This window comes from Paenibacillus allorhizosphaerae (assembly GCF_042659105.1).
In the GTDB taxonomy this organism is placed as follows: Bacteria; Bacillota; Bacilli; order Paenibacillales; family NBRC-103111; genus Paenibacillus_G; species Paenibacillus_G allorhizosphaerae.
The window spans coordinates 55,708-70,867 of the sequence record NZ_JBHSRV010000004.1 but is presented as its reverse complement, the minus strand read 5'-3'; the positions used below and the strand labels follow the sequence as shown (position 1 = coordinate 70,867).

At 54.0% G+C, this 15,160-nt stretch carries 14 protein-coding genes; 11 read left to right on the top strand and 3 right to left on the bottom strand.

What is annotated here, in order from left to right; all coding sequences use genetic code 11:
• Positions 1 to 12: 12 nt before the first annotated feature.
• Genes ACFQI7_RS16625 through ACFQI7_RS16615 form a run of 3 tightly spaced genes read left to right on the top strand, consistent with a single transcriptional unit; the run spans position 13 to position 3,307 of the window.
• Positions 13 to 891: an energy-coupling factor transporter transmembrane component T gene (locus ACFQI7_RS16625; protein WP_218102403.1), complete on the top strand. Its 879-nt coding sequence runs from the start codon at positions 13 to 15 to the stop codon at positions 889 to 891.
• The gene (locus tag ACFQI7_RS16620) at positions 873 to 2,633 is read left to right on the top strand and encodes an ABC transporter ATP-binding protein (protein WP_218102404.1); all 1,761 of its coding nucleotides are present in this window, start codon (positions 873 to 875) and stop codon (positions 2,631 to 2,633) included. Before ACFQI7_RS16625 ends, ACFQI7_RS16620 begins: the two co-directional genes overlap by 19 nt.
• Entirely contained in the window at positions 2,606 to 3,307 is a 702-nt protein-coding gene (locus ACFQI7_RS16615) for an ECF transporter S component (protein WP_218102405.1), read from the top strand. Before ACFQI7_RS16620 ends, ACFQI7_RS16615 begins: the two co-directional genes overlap by 28 nt.
• A 95-nt stretch (positions 3,308 to 3,402) precedes the next feature.
• Here ACFQI7_RS16615 and ACFQI7_RS16610 read toward each other — a convergent pair whose 3' ends face one another.
• The 3 genes from ACFQI7_RS16610 to ACFQI7_RS16600 are packed head-to-tail and all read right to left on the bottom strand — an operon-like array spanning position 3,403 to position 5,951.
• Complete coding sequence (locus ACFQI7_RS16610; protein WP_218102406.1) at positions 3,403 to 3,714, bottom strand: hypothetical protein; 312 nt, start codon at positions 3,712 to 3,714, stop codon at positions 3,403 to 3,405.
• A 25-nt stretch (positions 3,715 to 3,739) separates the two neighbouring features.
• Positions 3,740 to 5,287, bottom strand: coding sequence for an S-layer homology domain-containing protein (locus tag ACFQI7_RS16605; protein WP_218102407.1), 1,548 nt, complete (start codon positions 5,285 to 5,287; stop codon positions 3,740 to 3,742).
• A 4-nt stretch (positions 5,288 to 5,291) separates the two neighbouring features.
• Positions 5,292 to 5,951, bottom strand: coding sequence for an SGNH/GDSL hydrolase family protein (locus ACFQI7_RS16600; RefSeq protein ID WP_218102408.1), 660 nt, complete (start codon positions 5,949 to 5,951; stop codon positions 5,292 to 5,294).
• 338 nt (positions 5,952 to 6,289) lie between these two features.
• Here ACFQI7_RS16600 and ACFQI7_RS16595 point away from each other — a divergent pair, with 338 nt between their 5' ends.
• From ACFQI7_RS16595 to ACFQI7_RS16560, 8 genes are all read left to right on the top strand, one after another.
• Positions 6,290 to 6,952: a 3'-5' exonuclease gene (locus ACFQI7_RS16595; protein WP_218102409.1), complete on the top strand. Its 663-nt coding sequence runs from the start codon at positions 6,290 to 6,292 to the stop codon at positions 6,950 to 6,952.
• Between the two features lie 31 nt (positions 6,953 to 6,983).
• Entirely contained in the window at positions 6,984 to 7,226 is a 243-nt protein-coding gene (locus tag ACFQI7_RS16590; protein WP_218102456.1) for a DUF3977 family protein, read from the top strand.
• Between the two features lie 331 nt (positions 7,227 to 7,557).
• Positions 7,558 to 8,499, top strand: a complete 942-nt coding sequence (locus ACFQI7_RS16585; protein WP_218102410.1) for a nucleotidyltransferase domain-containing protein — start codon at positions 7,558 to 7,560, stop codon at positions 8,497 to 8,499.
• 94 nt (positions 8,500 to 8,593) lie between these two features.
• Entirely contained in the window at positions 8,594 to 11,485 is a 2,892-nt protein-coding gene (uvrA, locus tag ACFQI7_RS16580) for an excinuclease ABC subunit UvrA (protein WP_218102411.1), read from the top strand.
• Positions 11,486 to 11,699: 214 nt separating this feature from the next.
• Positions 11,700 to 12,851, top strand: coding sequence for a Gfo/Idh/MocA family protein (locus ACFQI7_RS16575; protein WP_218102412.1), 1,152 nt, complete (start codon positions 11,700 to 11,702; stop codon positions 12,849 to 12,851).
• Positions 12,852 to 12,866: 15 nt separating this feature from the next.
• Positions 12,867 to 14,030 carry a dihydrodipicolinate synthase family protein gene (locus tag ACFQI7_RS16570; RefSeq protein WP_218102413.1) on the top strand — a complete coding sequence of 388 codons (1,164 nt, stop codon included), beginning with the start codon at positions 12,867 to 12,869 and terminating at the stop codon, positions 14,028 to 14,030.
• 24 nt (positions 14,031 to 14,054) lie between these two features.
• Complete coding sequence (locus tag ACFQI7_RS16565; protein ID WP_218102414.1) at positions 14,055 to 14,876, top strand: sugar phosphate isomerase/epimerase family protein; 822 nt, start codon at positions 14,055 to 14,057, stop codon at positions 14,874 to 14,876.
• A 36-nt stretch (positions 14,877 to 14,912) separates the two neighbouring features.
• Complete coding sequence (locus ACFQI7_RS16560) at positions 14,913 to 15,089, top strand: hypothetical protein (RefSeq protein WP_218102415.1); 177 nt, start codon at positions 14,913 to 14,915, stop codon at positions 15,087 to 15,089.
• Positions 15,090 to 15,160: the final 71 nt, after the last annotated feature.

Here is a 15,160-nt window from a genome sequence, read left to right as displayed (position 1 = left end):
AGGAACCGACGAGTGAATACCGGCTTTCGTTCGCTGCACCCGCTGCCCTGTTTCCTGTACTTCGCCGGTGTCATGCTGCTGTCGATGCTGCTGCTGCACCCGCTCTTTCTCTCCACATCTCTGCTGCTGCTTATCGGACTGGGGTTTATCTACGACACGCGAGCAAGGATGGTACGGACGATTGTAGCTGCGGTAGTGGCCGGGCTCGTGCTGCTAGTGGTGAACCCGCTGTTTTCCCATCGCGGCGAACATATCCTGTTCTATATGGGGGAACAGCCGATCACGCTGGAAGCGGTCATGTACGGTGCGATCGTATCGCTGTCAACAGTCTCGTTGTTGCTCGTGTTTGTTTCTTATCAACGTGTAATTACGAGCGATAAGTTTCTTTATTTGTTTTCGTTCCTCTGGCCGAAGGGAACGCTGGTTACGATGATGGCGATGCGCTTTGTTCCGCTGCTGCGCAGACGGCTGCACAGCATTACCCAGGTGCAGCGAACGAAAGGCGTCAGCGTGCTTCACGGATCGATGAGGAAACGGGCACGAGACGGCATGCTGCTGCTGCAAGTGCTGCTCACGTGGTCGCTGGAGGAGGCATTGCAAACCGCCGATTCAATGAAAGCGAGAGGCTATGGACTCGGCCCGCGCAGCGCATACACGCGCTACTGCATGCGGGGACGCGATTTGACTGCGGTGTGTTGGGTCGTGCTGAGCGGCGCGATATGTGCGGCAGGCCGGATTTACGGTTACGGCCACCTCACGATTTATCCGACGCTCGAGCCGGTTGGACTGTCCGCCGTCGAATGGCTGGATTATGGCCTGTTCGTGCTGTTTCTCGGTACGCCTGTATGGTTTGAAGGAAAGGAGTGGCTCCGGTGGCATTACTGGAAATAGCCGATTTGCATTTTACATACCCCGAAGATACGGAGCAGACACTTGCCGGAATCCGGCTCGCTGTCCGGCAAGGGGAGTTCGTCGTGCTGTGCGGCCCGTCGGGCTGCGGCAAAACGACACTGCTTCGCAGTATGAAGAGTGAGCTTGCGCCGGTAGGACGCAGAGAAGGCGAGCTTCGGTATATGGGCAAGGCGCTCCACGAACACGATCCGTACTTTTTGGCCAAGCAGATCGGCATCGTTCAGCAAGACCCGGATAACCAGATTGTCATGGAGCAAGTTATTCGGGAGCTCGCTTTCGGACTTGAAAATATCGGCGTTTCCACGGAATCGATGCGCCGGAGAATTGCCGAGATGGTGCATTTTTTCGGAATGGAAGACTGGCTGTACCGCAACACGAGCGAGCTGTCCGGCGGACAAAAGCAGCTCGTCACCCTCGCCTCCGTGCTGCTGCTCCAGCCCCGCGTGCTGCTGCTCGACGAGCCGACGGCGCAGCTCGACCCTGTGGCTGCCAAAGAGTTTTTGCAGCTGCTGCGGCGGTTGAATGAGGAATTCGGGCTGACCGTTATCATGACGGAGCACCGGCTCGAGGAGCTGCTCCCGATGGCGGATCGTGTTGTCGTAATGGGAAGCGAAGGCCGAATTCGCTATGACGGTACTCCTCGCGGACTTGCGGGCAAGCTGGAGGACGGAGAAATGGGCGAGTATTTCGATTATATGCCCTCGCTTGTCAAGCTTGCCGTCTCGTTGAAGGACAAAGGGTGGATTCCCATCGATCCTGAAGACGCCTGTTTATCGCAAGCGACGGCAATTCCGCTTTCGGTGAAGGAAGGGCGTGCGTGGCTGGAGCGTTACCCGTTCGCGGCCACCGCTGACCGTGTAGCGGGTTCGCAAGCGAAGAAAACACGCGTGCCACGGAGCCTCACTGCGAACGACAGCGCATCCCGCGCTATGAAGACGCTGCTGGAATGCCGGGGGGTCCATTTCCGCTACGACAAAAGCAGTCCGTTCATCGTCAAACAGCTTGATTTTTCCATACGCGCGGGCGATTTTACGGCCATTGTAGGCGGCAACGGGGCCGGTAAATCGACGCTGCTGCAGCTGCTTTCGGGACTTTTTCGTCCTCAGCTAGGCACCGTGAAGTTTGCGGGCAAACATGTGGACTCGGTGAAGGAACGCGAGCTGCGGGAGCGCATCGGCTATTTATCGCAAAATCCGCTGGCTTATTTCCTTCACGATACGGTCGAGGAGGAGCTGCAGCGGGCTGTGCATCGTTCGCGTCATCCGAACCCCTCGCAGCGGATGCAGACGCTGATCGAACGGTTCGGGCTTGAGGACGTGTTGGCCAAGCATCCGCACGATATTAGCGGCGGCGAACGGCAGCGGGCCGCGCTCGCCTGCGTGCTGCTGGCCGGGCCGGAGGTGCTGCTGCTCGACGAGCCGACCAAAGGGCTCGATCCGCTGATGAAGCAAACGTGGGGAGAGCTGCTGCAGGAGCTGCACCATGAAGGGCTGACGATCGTGCTCGTGACGCACGATATTGAATTTGCCGCGCAATATGCGAAGTGCTGCGCCATGCTGTTTGACGGAGCGATTACCGCCGAAGGGCCGCCGGCTACCTTTTTTAGCGAAAACTACTTTTACACGACGACGATCAACCGGATCGTCCGGGAACGGTTCCCGGAAGCATTAACGTATAAGGATGTGCTCGATCAGTGGCTCGTACCCGTCTCGCTTTCGTAATAACAGCGGTATTGTTTTTAGCCGCCATGGGCTTTACGTCGGCCGTTTCCGACGATCAGTATCTTTTGATCAGCATAGCGCTTGTCATTGCGTCGATGCTGCCTTTCTTCATCCGCTTCGAAGTGAAGAAGATGCAAGCCCGTGAAATCGTGCTGATCGCGGTTATGGCGGCAATCGCCGCGGTCGGCCGGGTACCGTTCGCGCCGCTGCCGAGCGTTCAGCCGACGAGCTTCGTCATCATCGTTTCGGCGCTCGTCTTTGGAGCGGAGAGCGGCTTCATGATCGGGGCGTTTGCCGCGCTCGTGTCCAATATGTTTCTCGGGCAGGGGCCTTGGACGCCATGGCAAATGTTTGCGTGGGGGATGATGGGCTGGACGGCCGGACTGTTGAACCGAACCGGCGTATTAAGCTCAAGCCGCTGGCTGCTCTTGCTGTTCGGCGCTGTATGGGGCATGCTGTTCGGTTGGATTATGAACTTCTGGCTCGCTTCCGGCTTGCTATCCCAGCATGACTGGGGGGCTATCGCCGCACTTTATGCGTCTAGTCTTTATTTTGACCTCGCACACGCCGGATCCAACGTTTTTTTCCTGATGCTGTTCGCCGCGTCCTGGATCAAAATATTGCAGCGGTTCAAACGGAAGTACGGCCTGCTGCAGCCAAACGAAACCCTCTGAACGGTTATGCGCTCAGAGGGTTTTATGCATTGTTGAACCGATTCGGCTTTAATGATCAAATGGAAGATATACGCTTTGTCGTGAGGCTGCGGCTGCTATTTTTTCATAGAGTCGATCATTTTGTTCGCTTCCTCTTCTGCCTTTCGCAGTGCCGTATTGACGTCTACGTTTTCCGTGAGCATCCGTTTGAACGCATCGAACAATGGCGGTTTGACTATGGTATCGTACGGCGTCGGCTTCGGATTCGGGTTATACTGCTGCTTGAAGACCGCTTGCACGTTTTTCCCTTTCAGCGACTGGAAGTCTTTGCCGAACAGCTCATTCGTCTTGTTGTTCTTGAGCGACGACCGCTGCGCCTTGCTGGATACGATCGTTTGCACTTCCTCGCTCGTCAAATAATTCATCACCTTCAGGGCGGCCTCTTTAATCTCTTTAATTGTTTACCGAACCGCTATTAGTGCGATAAAATTCGACGATATCGTTCACGATCGTTTGGTTATATTCGTGCCCGGTATTGGCATAGGTTGCGAATCGAGCCGGCGCATTGAGCTCACGAAATATGGTTTGGGCCTTATTCCAGCGGTCCGGCATCATGTTTCGGCCGAAGTACTCATTGACCAGAGCCGTATCCTCCGGATCGAAGCCGTCTCGATATTGGTAAGCGTCGTTTTTGTCCAATTCGCCCATATAGATGAACTGAGCGATTTGATTATAAGCTTCACGGTCAAAGGAATGGCCCGTCAGCTTCTTTAGATCTGCCGTCCCCAGCGGATATTGCAGCTGGATGCCTTTCCACTTGTCTGCCGGGATGGCAGGCAGTCCGCCGACTCCACCGGTCGTTGTCGCTCTCACTTTTTCCGGGTGAAGCAGGACAAAGCGATTCACGAATTTGGCTGACGAGGAAAAACCGTTCATAAACACCTTATCTTCGATCCGAACGTTTTTTTCGGCTAGCGCCTGCCGCGCATCGTCGAGCATGGCGAGTAGTTGTAAATCGATTCGCTTTAAATCACCTGAGGTTACCAACAGCGTATCCCGATCGAGCGCATGGGTAAACATGTCCGATTGTGATTCAGGACGGGGAAAGATAGGAACAAGCAGAGGGATCCTAAGCCTTTCGGCAATGGATCTTGTTGGCCCGCTATCGACGATTTTTTTCGCATATTGCTCGTGGTAGCTTATATTATCGCTAACGCCCTGGCCATTGTTCGGTTCAACCAGCAGATGAACGGGATCTTTCCGATTCTCTACGGAACTCGGAATGAACAATAAATAGTCCCAGTAAAAACCTTTGCTTGGATCGGCTTTCACGGTCAGCACCGTATCCTCCGGGATAGACCTTATTGGAGAGGGATCGGCCGAAGCAGAAACTCTGACGCTTCTTGGCTTCAGTTCCTTGTCCAGTCCTTGTTCCGCCAGTTTTTTCAGGAATTGTACCGCTTCCGCACGTGTGAGCGAGCCTTCGGCGTCGAAGCCGTACAAAGTTTTATCTGATTTTCCCTCCGATAGCCCTTTCTCGAACATAAAAATAATCGCTTCGCTCAATTGCGCTTTGATTCCTGTAGTTCCGATAATCATCCGGGCTACGAGTCCACGGTTCACCGGCTCAAAACGGGATTTTCGCTCCGTCATGCCGTTTGTTGGAATATCGTATTCAGAGCTGAGTTTGTAGTAGGGGTCGGACCAATCCTCCCTACTAGAAGCCGCAGTCCTGATCAGCTCCGAATAATGTTCTCGGCTGTTCGGGAAGAAACGGATCAGCATCGCCAGAAATTCCGCTTCGGTTACGATGCGGTCTGGTTGAAATGTGCCGTCTCCGTAACCATCCGCAATGCTGCGGTCCATCGCCCATCGGATGGTCGTTTCGGCCCAGTGGCCTTCATAATCCGTATCGTTTGCTTTCACCGTAGACATGAAGGGATGAATCAATAAGGAGGCTGCAATAAAAGTTGCAAGCAGCCTCTTGCTCCGTTTAAGCATGAATTTACTTATCTCCGTTCCATGAGAAACCGATCGCGTTCAAGAACGCTTTGGCCAGCGTCATATGGCCTGTCATACTCGGGTGTACCCGGTCCCAAGCGAGCGTTGCCGGATAAATATGCTCCAGCACCTGAGCGAACGCTTTTTGCGTATCGACGAATACGGCCTGATGCTCGGCAGCGACTTTTCTCACGACTTCGCCGTATTTGTCCATGGCAGCGCGCATCAAGTCGTCGGCATTCGGTTCGATATAGAACGGCGTCATCAAGATGAGTCCTTTCAGCGACGGCTTTGTCCGCTCGACCAGTTCCCGCAGGGTCCGTTCGTATTCCTCTATATATACGTGCTTTTCCACGACTTGCGGCAAGTCGTATTGGCGCCATACGTCGTTAATGCCGATCATGATCGATAGCCAGTCCGGTTTTTGGTCGATGACGTCGGTCTGCCATCTGGCATTCAAATCGCGAACCGTATTGCCGCTGATTCCCATATTGACAACGCGTATCCCAAGCTCGGGATAGAACGATTGCAGAAATGAATTGACGAGCGACACATATCCGTTGCCAAGCGCGTCAGTCCGCCCTTCGCCTTCCGGTTTTTTTCTGCCGCAATCGGTGATGGAGTCGCCGATCATGACGAGCTTATCTTTTTGTTGTAACAGCATTGCCTTTCATCCTCTCGAAGAAGTGTATTGTTCGACATAATTATTTCTCCTTTCATCGGCCGATTCCTTTCTGCTTCGCAAGAAATGTTGCAGCTTAGGAAACACGCTCAAGTGATGAGAATGGGAGACAGGCTGTTAAGGGTGAGAAATGGAGAGGACAGGAGGATCAGAGATCCCGTTCCTCGCAGCATCTTACTCATGCTCAATTGAAAAGAATCGCTTTAACAATTTAGCTTGTTTCGGATAAAATATGGATCTTGTTGACATCCATTTTGTGTATGATGGACCTAACGGCCATTTGTGCCGAGTGAGGGATCTAGCAGAAAGAAGGGCGAAGGATGATCATCCACTATATTTCCGATACGGAATATACGGTCTCGGGGCTTCATATCGAGAACGTGCTTGCACGGCGCTATTGCATATTTGATTTCGAGGCGACCGGGCCAAACCAAGAGGAAGACCATATCACACAGATCGGCGCGAAGATCATTGAACCGGGTGGCGTCGAGTCCGGCCGCACCTTCACGACGCTTGTCCGGTCTCCGAAACGAATTCCGGAAGCCATCGAACGGCTGACGGGGGTCACCAATCATATTATGGAAACCGCTCCGACGTTCTCCGAGGTGTATCGTGAATTCGCAGATTTCACGAAAGGAACAGTGCTGGTCACGCAGGCAGGGTATGAGTTTGACTGGCCGCTTCTTTATCTGGAATGTCAACGAAATGGGCTGCCGCCTTTCACAAATCCGATCATCGATACGAAAGCATTGTTTACGTATTTATACCCGGAAGTGCGGGACATCGTATCGACCAATTTTTTGATCCAATGGTTCGATATCGACGATAAGGATATAAAGAGGCATGATGCGCTCGGCGATAGTGTTTTAATCGGGAGAATTTTCGTCAAACTGTTGGAAGAAGTTCGGCGCAGACAGTGGAACGAAATTCAATTCAACGAGCCGCTCCAAGTAAAGAGAATGAAATTAACGCCTTTATTATAGACACGGTTCATCTGGGCAGGGGGCGGATCAACTGAAATACATCGAATTCGGCGTTGGCAACACTTGGCTCGTCCGCACCGAAATCGAGCTGGAGGACGGGAGCGAGACGGAGGCGAGAGGCATCGTAGGGCCTATCCTCTATCATTCTCTTTACTTTCGGATTTGGATCGGCAAAACCGTCTTTATCCTGAGTTCAAAGGAAGGCCTTAAGAAAACGGCGAAGACGAGACGTGCGTTCAAACTGATCTTCGGCGTTGTAAGTTATCCCGGTTAGCGAGGATTAAGATCATTATACGAATTTACAATAGACTGCGCTGACGTAAGAACTTCGCGTTTACGCCGCAGTCCGCAAGATACGTCAAAATTACGGGGACGAATTTGAGAATCGATCCATACGGGGTTTACCGAATGTATGTTACCAATATGGAAGTGTTATAAAAAAAGTAGCAGGGGACATGGATGCATTCCAGGCTATTTTTTCTTAACGTTAAGGATGTGGTTTTGCAGAGGTCTGGTTACATAATAGGCGAACAATTGTTCTTGAAAGACGTGGTGACCTGTGCTAATATTTGGATAAAATGGGTTGGAGGGAGGAGGGCATTCGATTGGAACGCCACCCGAGCAATACGATGAAAGCCCTGTTCGTGCAAGCGCTGGAATCGTTCGTGGATAAGCTGAAGAAGGACGATCAAGTCATCGCCGCAATTCTGATGGGCAGCCTCTCCTATGACGAGGTGTGGGAGAAGTCGGACATCGATTTGAAGTTGATCGTACACGAGCAGAAGCTGGTTAAGCGATACATGTGTTTCATGGAGAACGGGATCCCGATTAACGCGAGCATCGATTCCCGCAACGATTTCAAACGGTGGGTGGAGAAGTCGATTCAAGGCTCCGTCAGCCACTCGATGCTCGTACGCAGCACGCTGCTGTTCGCCAAGGAAGAAAGCATCGAGGAGTACTTCGCCGATATCCGTTATGTCGGTGAACGCGACCGGCAGCTTCAGCTTCTGCAGCTAGGCTGTTTCTTGCTTGGCAATTTAGCCAAAGCGGAAAAATGGCTGTACGTCAAACGAGACTTCACCTACAGCGCGTTTTGGATGATCAAGATGATCGATGTGCTTGCCAGAATCGAAGTCATTGTGAATAAGGAAGTGCCGATGCGGGAGGCCGTGCAGCAGGCGGCCGTGTACAACCCGGTATTTTTTGGGCGGGTGTATACCGATCTGGTAAACGGAGCAGTGCACGAGGAGAAGGCAGAGACGTCGCTACGGCATATTCGCGATTATATCGAGCTGCATACGGAAAAGCTGTTCAAACCGATCCTCGATTATTTGAAGCAGGAAGCGGACGTTCGTTCTTTAACGGAAATGACCGACAAGCTTGGGGCGGTGATCCATCTGGACGGCGGGATGCTGTTCACGGCGTGCGATTGGCTGGCAGAGCGAGGATTCATTATGAAAATACCGGTTTCCGTCGGCGCGACACCGAAAAGCCGTGTTGCACTTGAAGAGCCGGCCTATATGTATGAAGACGACGAGATGGAATAAAAGCGGAGAGCCTTGAGCTAACTCAAAGATCTAATAAGCAGAGAGACTTTGAGCTCAGCTCAAAGATCCTTATATTAGGAGTGAAGCGGAAGACGTGAAACATTATATTGAAGTCAGAGGGGCAAGACAGAACAATTTGCGCAACATTGACGTGAATATCCCCCGGGACAAACTTACTGTTATTACTGGTGTAAGCGGTTCCGGAAAATCATCGCTCGCCTTTGAGGTGATTTACGGGGAAGGGCAGCGCCGCTTTCTCGAATCGTTATCCACTTTTGCCAAAAGCCGGATGAATCAGCTCAAGAAGCCGGACGTTGATTTCGTGTTCGGCTTGTCTCCGGTTATCGCGATAGAACAGAAGAAAGGGATCGTGAACCCGCGCTCGACCGTCGGCACGATGACGGATCTGTACGATTTCATGCGGCTGCTGTTCGCGTCGGCCGGTGACGCATGCTGCCCGTTCTGCAGCCATCCGATTCCGACCAAGACGGTTAATCAGATGATCGATCGTCTGCAATCGCTGCCGGAAGGGACGGAGATAGAAGTGCTGGCGCCCGTATTCAAGCTGTACGGGGAAGAATACGAAACGCTGTTCGATGAGATCCGGGCCAAAGGGTTTCGAACCATCAAGCTCGACGGACAAGTGCACAGTCTGAGTGACAACCTGGAGCTTGAAGAGGAAGCGGATTACGAGATTGAAGTTGTGGTCGACAAAATCGTCGTCAAGCCCGGCTTGTCCAAGATGATGCTGAAAACGATCGAGAACAGCTTAAGTTTGGTGGGCGACGGCTTTATCCGGTTTGTTATCGGCGGGGATGCGGACGGCACCGTCGCACAGTCGTTTTACCGCGGTTTCGGCTGTCCGGCGCATCAGATTACGATGGGCGAGCTGCAGGCTAACTACTTCTCGTTCAACGATCCGAACAGCGCTTGCCGGACATGTGGAGGTCTGGGCACGTTTATGCGCACGGAACCGCGTTTTCTTGTGAAAAACCCGGAGAAAAGCATTACCAAGGGCGCGCTGGACACGATGCTGCTTAGCTCGAACTCGACGTGGACACACCGTAAAATCATGTTTCACAGCATGTCGCTGCACTTCGGCTTCAGCCTCGACACGCCGTTTCGCGAGCTTCCGGAGAACGTTCGGAATATGCTCATCTTCGGAACAAAGGGACAGAAGTTCCCGATCGTGCACCCGGAGGAGGCGACGAACGTCCGCAGCCGGTTTAACGGCAGGCTGGTCGGTTACGGCGGAATGGTCAATGACGTGAACCGTTGGTACAAAAATTTCGTGAAGAAAAAAGTGTCCGGGGGCGCACAGGAGGAATTTTTCAAGCGTGTGATGGTTGAGCATGCGTGTCCCGACTGCGAGGGCAAGAAGCTCAAACAGCAGCGGTTCTGCGTGACCGTCGGCGGCAAAGACATTCACGAGCTGTGTACGATGCCGCTTCAGGAGCTGAGAGGCTTTTTGAAGGAAGTCTCGTTCTCGGAAGCGAAGGAGCAGGTCGGCCGGCAAATCGTCCACGAAATTGCAAGCAGGCTGACGCTCCTCATTGATATCGGGCTGGAATACCTCAGCCTCGGACGCCGCTCCGATACGATCTCGGGCGGCGAAGCACAAAGAATCCGGCTGTCCACGCAGATCAGCTCCGGTTTGATGGGCATGCTGTACGTGCTCGACGAGCCGAGTATCGGCTTGCATGCCCGCGACAGCGTGCGCATCGTCGATACGCTGAAGAAGCTGCGCGATACCGGCAACACGATCATCGTCGTAGAGCATGACATCGACACGATCAAAAATGCCGATCACATCATTGAGATCGGTCCGGGACCCGGCGTGCGCGGCGGTCAATTAATTGCGCAGGGGACGGCCCAGGAGCTGAGAGACAACATGAACTCGCTCACAGGTTCGTTTATGGCCGGATACCGACGGATCGATCTGCCGCTCAGACGAAGGCAGTCGAACGGTTCCGCCCTTGTGATCAAAGGCGCGAGAGCCAACAATTTACGCAATGTCGATGTTGCCATCCCGCTCGGCATCATGGTCTGCGTGACCGGCGTATCCGGCTCCGGCAAGAGCACGCTGATCAATGAAGTCATGTACAAGCAGCTGTGCGCCGTCTTCCAGGATGCGCGGGTCGTGCCCGGCGAGCATGATGCGCTGGAAGGTCACGAATCGATCTCCAGCATAATCAATATCGACCAATCGCCGATAGGTCGCAGCAGCCGGTCGAATCCGGCGACGTATGTCGGATTTTTTGACCGGATCCGCGAATTGTTCGCCGAGTCGCCGGCGGCGGCCGAGAAAGGACTCGGCAAGAACGATTTCAGCTTTAACCATAAGAACGGCGGCCGCTGCGAGCATTGCCAAGGCGAAGGAATCGTGACGACGCAGCTGCAGTTCATGCCGGATATCGAAGCGGTTTGTCCGGCCTGCAAAGGCGCGCGCTTTAACAGCGACGTGCTGGAAGTGCAGATCAAAGGCAAGACCATTGCCGATGTACTCGAGATGAGTATAGAGGAGGCGATCGTGTTCTTCGAAGACCAGTCGTACATCCTCCATAAGCTGAATGTGCTGAATCAGCTCGGCCTCGGTTATTTGCGGCTCGGCCAGTCGTCGACGACGTTGTCGGGCGGGGAAGCGCAGCGGATCAAGCTGGCGACCGAGCTTGGCAAAATCAAGCGCGGCGCGCACAACTTGTATATACTGGACGAACCGACGACCGGGCTGCATTTGCAGGACATTCAGAAGCTGATTGACTGCATAAACCAACTGGTCGAAGCCGGGCATACCGTACTCGTTATCGAGCACCATCTGGATATTATCAAAGTCGCGGATCATATTATCGACATGGGGCCCGAAGGCGGCAAAGGCGGCGGCACGGTCGTCGCGCAAGGTACACCGGAAGAAGTGGCCAAGGTCGACGGTTCGTACACGGGGAGATTTCTCCGGGACGTTCTTGAATCGGATAATCGGTACTGGTAGTTGCAAAACGAAGGCATGCATTTCTCGACCTATCGTTACCGATAGAGAAGCGAATACGGCAATAACCCACATCGTTGCATCGGTGTGGGTTATTTTGTTCCAAAATTAGTAATTCCGTTCCCATAGTAATAAGACCCTTGTTAGTCAAAGCGCTAGAATGGAGCCATAGAACATAGAAAACCATCTTTTTATTAGGGAAGGGAGCTATTCAATCATGGCAACGATTCAGCTTGGCATTATTATGAACGGCGTAACGGGAAGAATGGGGACAAATCAGCATTTGATCCGCTCTATCGTCGCTATCCGGAAGCAAGGCGGGGTGCAGCTGTCGAATGGGGACGTCATTATGCCGGACCCGATTCTGGTTGGTCGCCAAGAGCATAAGCTTCGCGCATTGGCGGAGACGCACGGACTCGAACGCTGGAGCACGAATCTCGACGAATGTTTGGCCGATCCGCACTACCGGATTTATTTTGATTCGCAGACGACGGTCATGAGAGCGGAAAGCATAAAGAAAGCGATTGCAGCAGGCAAACACATCTATACGGAGAAACCGACCGCCGAGAGCTTGAGTGATGCGCTTGAACTGGTCAAGCTTGCACGCGAAGCGGGCGTGAAGAACGGTGTCGTGCAGGACAAATTGTTCCTGCCCGGTTTGATTAAACTGAAGCGGCTGATCGATTCCGGCTTTTTCGGACGCATTTTGTCGGTGCGCATGGAATTCGGCTATTGGGTATTTGAAGGCGATTGGCAGCCGGGGCAGCGGCCTTCATGGAACTACCGCAAAGAAGACGGCGGCGGCATCATCGTCGATATGTTCGCTCATTGGCGCTACGTTCTAGATAATTTGTTCGGTGCGGTGAAATCGGTGTCTTGCCTTGGAGTAACGCACATCCCCGAACGCATTGACGAGCAGGGCAAACGCTATGATTGCACGGCGGATGATGCCGCTTACGCCACATTCCTGCTTGACGGAGACATCGTGGCGCAAGTCAACTCTTCCTGGGCGGTACGCGTCGACCGCGAAGATTTGCTGACGATTCAGGTTGACGGTACGGAAGGCAGCGCCGTCGCGGGCTTGCGCAACTGCCGAAGCCAGCATCGGGTCAATACGCCGAAACCGGTTTGGAATCCGGACATCCCCAATCCATTCGAATTCAGGGAACAGTGGGAGCAAGTGCCGGACAACCAGCTGTTCGACAACGGGTTTAAAATTCAGTGGGAGCTGTTCCTGAAGCACGTCGTGACCGATTCCCCGTTCCCGTGGGATTTGCTGGAAGGGGCGAAAGGAACGCAGTTGTCCGAGATCGGCCTTGCTTCCTGGCGGGACCGACGCTGGATCGATATCCCCGAACTGACCGTATAAGGAGGGAAACATACGATGGCACTCCGAATCAAGCTTCCGCGTACTGACTGGTCTTCTTATATATATGAATTCGGCAATACCGAGCCGCTGCGCAACGCCAAAGGCGCGTTTCGCAGCCGCACCGCCTTTTCCGCCGCACATGTGGTGTGCGATCCATGGTCGGACAACGATCCGTTGTCGAGTGCCAAGATCGACTATAAAGCGACGATGGCTTACCGGCACCATCTGTGGTCGCTCGGATTTGCCGTCGCCGAAGCAATGGATACCGCACAGCGGGGAATGGGGCTTGACTGGCAAAGATCGAAGGAATTGATCGCGCATTCCATCACCGAGGCGCGTTCCGTCGGCGGACATGTCGCTTGCGGAGCGGGCACGGACCAGCTTGCGGTCAGCCCGAATCTTACGCTGGAGCAGGTGGAAGCCGCCTACGAAGAGCAATGCGCGTACATCGAGGGCTTGGGCGGCCATATTATATTGATGGCCAGCCGAGCACTGGCCGCCGTGGCCAAAGGGCCGGAGGATTACGAACGGGTATACGGGAAAATTCTTGGGCAAGTATCGAGACCGGTCATCTTGCATTGGCTCGGCGACATGTTCGATCCGGCGCTTGCCGGCTATTGGGGCCATAAGGACATTGACTCGGCGATGGACGTATGCCTGCGCATCATTCGCAGCCATGCCGACAAAATCGATGGCATCAAAATCTCGCTGCTGGATGCGAACAAGGAAATCGTCATGCGCCGTCAACTGCCGGAACACGTACGTATGTATACCGGCGACGACTTCAACTACCCCGAACTGATCAAAGGGGACGAAGCCGGATACAGCCACGCGCTGCTTGGCATATTCGACGCCATTGCGCCGGTTGCATCGGCAGCTCTGCAGGCGCTGGACGCAGGCCAAACGGACCGGTACCACGAGCTGATGGACCGTACGCTGCCGCTCTCGCGGCATATTTTCCAAAAGCCGACTTACGCTTACAAAACGGGAATCGTGTTCATGGCGTATTTGAACGGACACCAATCGCATTTCCGGATGCTCGGCGGGGCCGAGGGTGCGCGCAGCGCAATCCATCTGGCGGATCTGTTCGTTCTTGCGGAACAGGCCGGGTTGATTGCAGACCCCGAGCTTGCGGCCAAACGGATGGAGCTTATGCTGACCATGTCCGGTATGGACTAAACGAACAGGTAAAGGAGACAGCCCATGACAAAGCTTGATTCCATAGATCGGTTAAGTTTGAATCAAATCACGACGGACCGTTGGACGTTGAAGGAAGCGGCGGAAGGCTGCGTGCGGGCCGGCATCGGCTGGATCGCGCCGTGGCGGCACAAGGTTGCCGAAGCGGGGCTTGCCGAAAGCAAACGGATCATCAAAGACACGGGGCTGCAGGTATCCAGCTTGTGCCGGGGCGGAATGTTCCCGGCGGAAACCGCGGCCGAACGTCAGGCGAAGCTGGACGACAACCGCCGGGCGGTCGAGGAAGCGGCGGAGCTCGGCACCGATGTGCTGGTGCTTGTCTGCGGGCCTTCCTCGAATAAGGACATTGCCCTAGCAAGGCAATATGTACAAGAAGGAATCGAGAAGCTGATTCCGTTTGCGAGAGAACACGGCGTGCGTCTGGCGATCGAGCCGCTGCATCCGATGTATGCGGCGGAACGATCCGTCATCGTCACGCTGGATCAAGCGAATACGCTTGCGGAGCGGTTCTCGCCCGAAGATGTGGGCGTCGTCGTCGACGTGTTCCATGTTTGGTGGGACCCGAACTTATACCGTGAGATTGAACGCGCAGGAAGCCGCATTCTCGGATTTCATGTATCCGATTGGATTGTCCCGACGCCGGACTTGTTGATGGGACGAGGGATGATGGGGGACGGCGTCATCGAAATCCGCAAAATCCGCGGCGCCGTGGAAGCAGCCGGCTACCGGGGACCGATCGAGGTGGAGATTTTCAACCGGCAAATCTGGGATATGCAGGGCGATGAGGCGCTGGCATTGACGAAAAGCCGTTATCTGGAGCACGTGTAATAACTCGATGAACGGAAAAGGGAAGGGGCGAGCCTCTTGCTAGAGACGGAATTCATTTGCTACTACTTTTGGCCGGAAGAAGAAGGAGAAGAGGAAGCAAGCGTAAACCCGTCTCGGAAGCAAGGGGAGCCGGGAGTGCGGGGATATTCCGAAACGCAGGGACATTCGGGAAAGCCGGATGGGTCGGGAGAGCAGGATTTGCCGGGGAAATAGGGAGCAGCCGGGAAACCTCGAGAACCTAGGGAATCTGGAATTATGGATATCATGGATTCATCGGTGCCTGC